Consider the following 4,743-nt stretch of genomic DNA (forward strand, 5'->3'; position numbering starts at 1 on the left):
AATATGGCGTAATAGCCAGCTATTGCAAATATTTTTAACGAAGGCAAGCGTGGACGCAGGAATTAAAAAACGGGAAGTTATTTAATGCACGCCCCATAGCAACGCCTCATCGAAAGTAGCCTTAGGGCTGCTTTAACCCGAAAAAGCCGGCGTCTAGCCATGGTTGCCTTACTTCATGTTGCCACGATTGAGTAACTTGTTTTAGGGGTTGCTGCGTCCAGCTGGCAATATCTAGCAGTGCGCTTTCTATGGACTCTAATGTTTTAAGCTTGGACAGAAAGCGGAAGTGAAGCTGGCTGATTGGGAAGGTCGTGGTTTGATAATTGTGGCGTAATATTACCATGTCGACCGGCGCCCTAATGGGGAATTGGGGTTGTTTATCTGCACGGACTTCGTGGTAATACCAGGCTACCGGGTAGCGGTATTGCGCGAGTGTTAAACACGGTTGAAGTATTAAATTATTATCGAGCGTTTGAAAGTTCGGCTGTTTTTTTTCTTCTTGCCCTGGGGCGTCGAATAAATCGAATAAGGTGTGTTCGTAATGGGCGAGGTCAACCATAAAGTTGATCCAATCTTCGCGTTCATTTTCGGGGGCATCACGATCTGGCCGTGTTTCTTCTAACCATGCGGGGAAGTGGCGGCCTAATTCATACAGCGTGTAACTTTGTGATGGGTAGTCGTTTAAATATTGGTCGGCGAAGTCATTAAATACAGAATCGCCTAAGGCGTAATGTGTAGCGGGAAATTGCTCAGCTAAGCATTTTCGCAAGCGTAAAATATAGCTGCGCTGGTAAATGCCTAAACAACTCGCTGCATCTAGCCGGTTGCCGGGTAGTAGGGTGTCTACTACGGTTTTTGGGTCAGTGCCGCCTGGGTTAATGAGGGCATCTTTCATCCAGCGCTGAACGGCGCTTAAAGTGGGAGTGGCTGTGGTCATGCGTTATGCACTCGGCTATTCGCCATAACATCTGGCAACATAAAGTCGATGGGTGTTGATAGGATTTTTTTGTTGTAGCTGGGTGCAGCTTGACGCGTTTTTATCGGAAGGTTTGCGGCATTCATATACTCTTTAGCCCGCAAAACCTCTTTATGGACTTCATCAAAATCGGGCACGTCGCCGTCCCATTCTAGCAGTGTAGCGGCGCCATTACTGCGTTGCCACGCGGTTTGGAATAGTGCCCAAACTTCATCACTGACGGGTTGATCATGGGTATCGATTATATGCGTGCCGCAGTGTTGGTGGCCGGCTAAATGCATTTGCACTACGTGCTCGAAAGGGAACGCGTTTAAATAATCTTGTGGGCTTGTACCCGCATTAAAGCAACTGACATAAACGTTGTTTACATCTAAAAGCAATTTGCAGTCTGTTGCCGCGCATAAGGCTGTTAGGAATTCGGGTTCACTTAACGTTGAGTGCCGAAAACGCGTATAAGTACTGGGGTTTTCGAGTACCAGGGGTCGCGCTAAGTGTTCTTGTACTTGCAGCACGCGGGAAATCACGTGTTGTAAAGTTTCCTTGTTCAATGGTAGCGGTAATAGGTCGTGACTGTTGATGCTTTGTACGCCTGTCCAGCATAAATGATCGCTAACCCAGCGCGCTTGAAGTTCATCGGCAAGCGTTTTTAATCGGGTTAAATAATGAATGTCGAGCGGGTCGGTACTGCCAATAGACATGGAAACACCGTGTAATACGATGGGGTAATGCTCAGCAATTTTACGGATTACGGCACGGGGGCGACCGTTTGAATCCATAAAGTTTTCAGAAATGGCTTCAAACCAATCAACATTAGGTTGCGCTTTTAAAATATGGTCGAAATGCACGTTGCGTAAGCCAATCCCCAATCCTAATTGATTGTTGATGGCGGCCGCCTCCTTGCGGCCCGAAGGTACAGTTTCTTTTTTTAATGGCGAATATGCTTCAATCATGCACAGCTTCCTGCACCACTCATACCGCTGGCTCCGCAAGCTGTCATGCCTTGGCCGCTATATTTTTCAATCCATTCAATCGTCGGACCGTATTTAAAGAGCTCGGGGTAGGGCACTGAGGCTGCTTTTTCAGGTAGGTCTTTATTCTTTTTACGTAATTCGGGCCAGGTTTTTTCCTCAAAAACTTTACGTGCTCGCAACCAAACACTTTTGCCTTGGTTGGCGCCGTCGGTACTAAAACGTTCGGCATTAATGGGAGTGGCGCAAGAGCCTAAAACCGCACAGTCATTTGCGCCCGGATTTTCTTGTTCCACGCCGGTGCCATAAAGCCCGCAGCCCCCTTGACCCTTACAATCATTGAGTACATGGCAGGTGTGATCACTGACGCTAGGTTGGTCGGGGGTTGCAAAGTTGTAAGACAGTGCCGTGGAGCAATAACCTTGCCCCGCGCAATTGTTTTCCTGGGTTCTCCCTTGGTCTTTACAGCTATTTAAGCCCATACAGGCGTGGCGACTTGGCTCATCGGGTTTTATTGCGGGTGGTTTTGCTGGAAATTTAGGAATACCTTTGTATTTCTCGGCGCCGCAATCATTGGTGTCTTTTTGCTTCCATAATTGGCTAACATCAGGAAGACTTTTGACTTGTTGTACATAATTTTGGATGTCATAGGTATACCAATTTTCATTACCGTAGGTTGCATCCAATTGATCACACATGTTTTTTAAATTAGCAAAGGCTTGATCGCGCGGGCCTAAATTAATGTTTTCGAATGTCGGCGCTAAGCGATGGCTGCGCGTTGACTTTGTGGGGTTAACGCCGTTTAAATTTACGTCTCGCATGGCTTGAATGATTTTATCTAAAATCCAAATCATGGAGCGGTGTAGCGACTTATTGAAATATACTTTCTGATCTTTAGGGTCTTGTAAAAAGATACTCTCGGTCATGATTAGCATATATTGATAAAGACCGCTGACGACATTCGCCACATCACTTCGTCCGGCGGGGTAAGCTGCTGCCACGGGGTTATCAGGAAAGTCATAAACAATGCGGCTTAACTGGTCGGCGCTATATTGTTTTTCTGCGGCTTTTGGCGGTTTGGGTTCGCAGGGTAAGCGTTCATCGGTAGCGCTGTAGCCTTCGAGCTCAGATTGTAAGCTGAGAAATTTATAATAGTGCGATAACTCTTGATGGCTTTGATCATCAAATTTACTGGGGCCATAACCTTCGCCTTGCGCATCGATGGTTTGAATGGCTTGTAATGCGCGCTCGCAGGAGTCGATTCGCATTAATGCTGAATTACCTGCATGGCTATTTTCTTCGCTTGAATAGCCGGCCACGGAGGCAGCAGAATTTTCGACTGGTGCCGGTACAGGGCAGGTATTGTTAAATTCTTTTTCGGGGTACACCGTATCGATACTGTTTGGCGAGTAGTTAGTGGGTTGAATTTGCTGGTTTTCACAGCCTTGTTGAAAATCGCTGTCTTTAATGTGGTCTGAGCTAATAATACAGCGAATATAGGCGTAGATTTGCCCAATCGTTTCCCAGTTGTCACCTTCGGGTGGTGCATCGGCTTGCGCAGGGTATTCAATCTCTAAAAAATGCCACATTTGCTCTAACGATAATTTTGCTAAGGGTAGCTTTAAGGGTTTTTTATCGGGACCAAGTTTGCTATGCCCTGGTAAATTACTGGGGTAGGGGCCTGGTGATTTAAGGTAAAGCTCGGGCTGCTGGCCGAGGGAAAACAGCATGTTAGAGGCCAAAGACATGTGTAGCATTTCTTCAACAGCCACACTCATAATCGTGGAGCCTGCTTTGTCGGCAAAGCGAGAAATCTCTGAATCTGGGAATGAATCTGGTGTACGGTTAATCGAGTAGTAGGTGTAAAGATAAATAGGAATAGTGGCTAATTCAACTTCAATGGCGACTTGCAGGTGAGCCTTTAATTCGGATAAGGCCTTCTCAGAATTCCAAGTTTCATTGATTTTTTTAACCAAACAAAGGTCTGCTTCATTTAAGGGGCGAACGGGATCACTCGATTGGGCTGCGTCACTCATGGCTTATTCCTGTGTTGGGTTGAATCACTATAGCGTTAATAAAATAGCGGTAATAGATATTCTCTTTGAGAGGCGAAGATTCCGGTTTGTGGGACTGTAATCTATTTAGGACATTGATCAGAATAGCCAACATTAAATAAGTCGCAAGTTATCTAACTGAATGATCGGCGCTGCCAATCAAAAGAAATTTATTGGCGCTGCAGGTGCGGGAGTGGCGCAGAATGCCTTGTTATTTCAAGTTTCTTGTGTTCGTGGTGATGGGGTGTTTTGGGGAGAGAGAAAGGGGGATTGCAGTGCGGGACTGTAGCATTGAAAGCTGAAGTTGCTCTTAAGCCAGTAGTGCTAGCCACCACGCTCATAGACACCAGCACCAACACTCAACTCCAGTAATTCAACCGTGCCGAAAACACTTAAACGAAAAATTTGCAAAAGACCCGCTCTTTCAGTCACCATTTTTTTTGACAAAATAAGCTCAATGCCCAGGCAACGGCAGCTCTGTATTGGTTTTTAACACTGTAGAAGCCTGCGCTGAAGCCGTAAAAGCCAAAAGCGAAGCACAGGTGATTTACATATAGGGAATCCGACCGAGTCTACGTTAGCAAAGTAATATTGTAAGCACTTAAGGCTTAAGCTGCTTTAGCTTTTGTCACAAACCGGTCGTTTAGGCATCCTTGCCTTTTTCGAGCCTCGAATTTACAAAGTCATGCGCTTAGGGGTGTGCATTAAATAACTTCCCGTTTTTGAATTCCTGGGTGCACGCTTG

At 46.0% G+C, this 4,743-nt stretch carries 4 protein-coding genes; all 4 read right to left on the reverse strand.

What is annotated here, in order from left to right; translation table 11 throughout:
* Positions 1–121: 121 nt before the first annotated feature.
* A complete protein-coding gene (locus AC3A8L_RS19980) occupies positions 122–937 on the reverse strand; it encodes an HvfC/BufC family peptide modification chaperone (RefSeq protein ID WP_487964032.1) in 816 nt (271 codons plus the stop codon).
* On the reverse strand, positions 934–1,926 hold the full coding sequence (bufB, locus tag AC3A8L_RS19985; protein WP_487964033.1) for an MNIO family bufferin maturase: 993 nt from the start codon (positions 1,924–1,926) through the stop codon (positions 934–936). Before bufB ends, AC3A8L_RS19980 begins: the two co-directional genes overlap by 4 nt.
* On the reverse strand, positions 1,923–3,980 hold the full coding sequence (locus AC3A8L_RS19990; protein WP_487964034.1) for a ferritin-like domain-containing protein: 2,058 nt from the start codon (positions 3,978–3,980) through the stop codon (positions 1,923–1,925). The genes bufB and AC3A8L_RS19990 overlap by 4 nt, the downstream gene beginning before the upstream one ends.
* Positions 3,981–4,322: 342 nt before the next feature.
* Positions 4,323–4,445 (reverse strand): hypothetical protein, encoded by a 123-nt coding sequence (locus AC3A8L_RS19995; protein WP_487964035.1) that lies wholly within the window; start codon positions 4,443–4,445, stop codon positions 4,323–4,325.
* Positions 4,446–4,743: the final 298 nt, after the last annotated feature.

Source organism: Marinagarivorans sp., from assembly GCF_982758155.1.

Excerpts from the sequence above, each read along its gene's own strand:
- AC3A8L_RS19980 (WP_487964032.1), bottom strand. The coding sequence starts at position 937 with ATGACCACAGCCACTCCCACTTTAAGCGCCGTTCAGCGCTGGATGAAA.
- AC3A8L_RS19990 (WP_487964034.1), bottom strand. The coding sequence starts at position 3,980 with ATGAGTGACGCAGCCCAATCGAGTGATCCCGTTCGCCCCTTAAATGAA.
- bufB (WP_487964033.1), bottom strand. The coding sequence starts at position 1,926 with ATGATTGAAGCATATTCGCCATTAAAAAAAGAAACTGTACCTTCGGGC.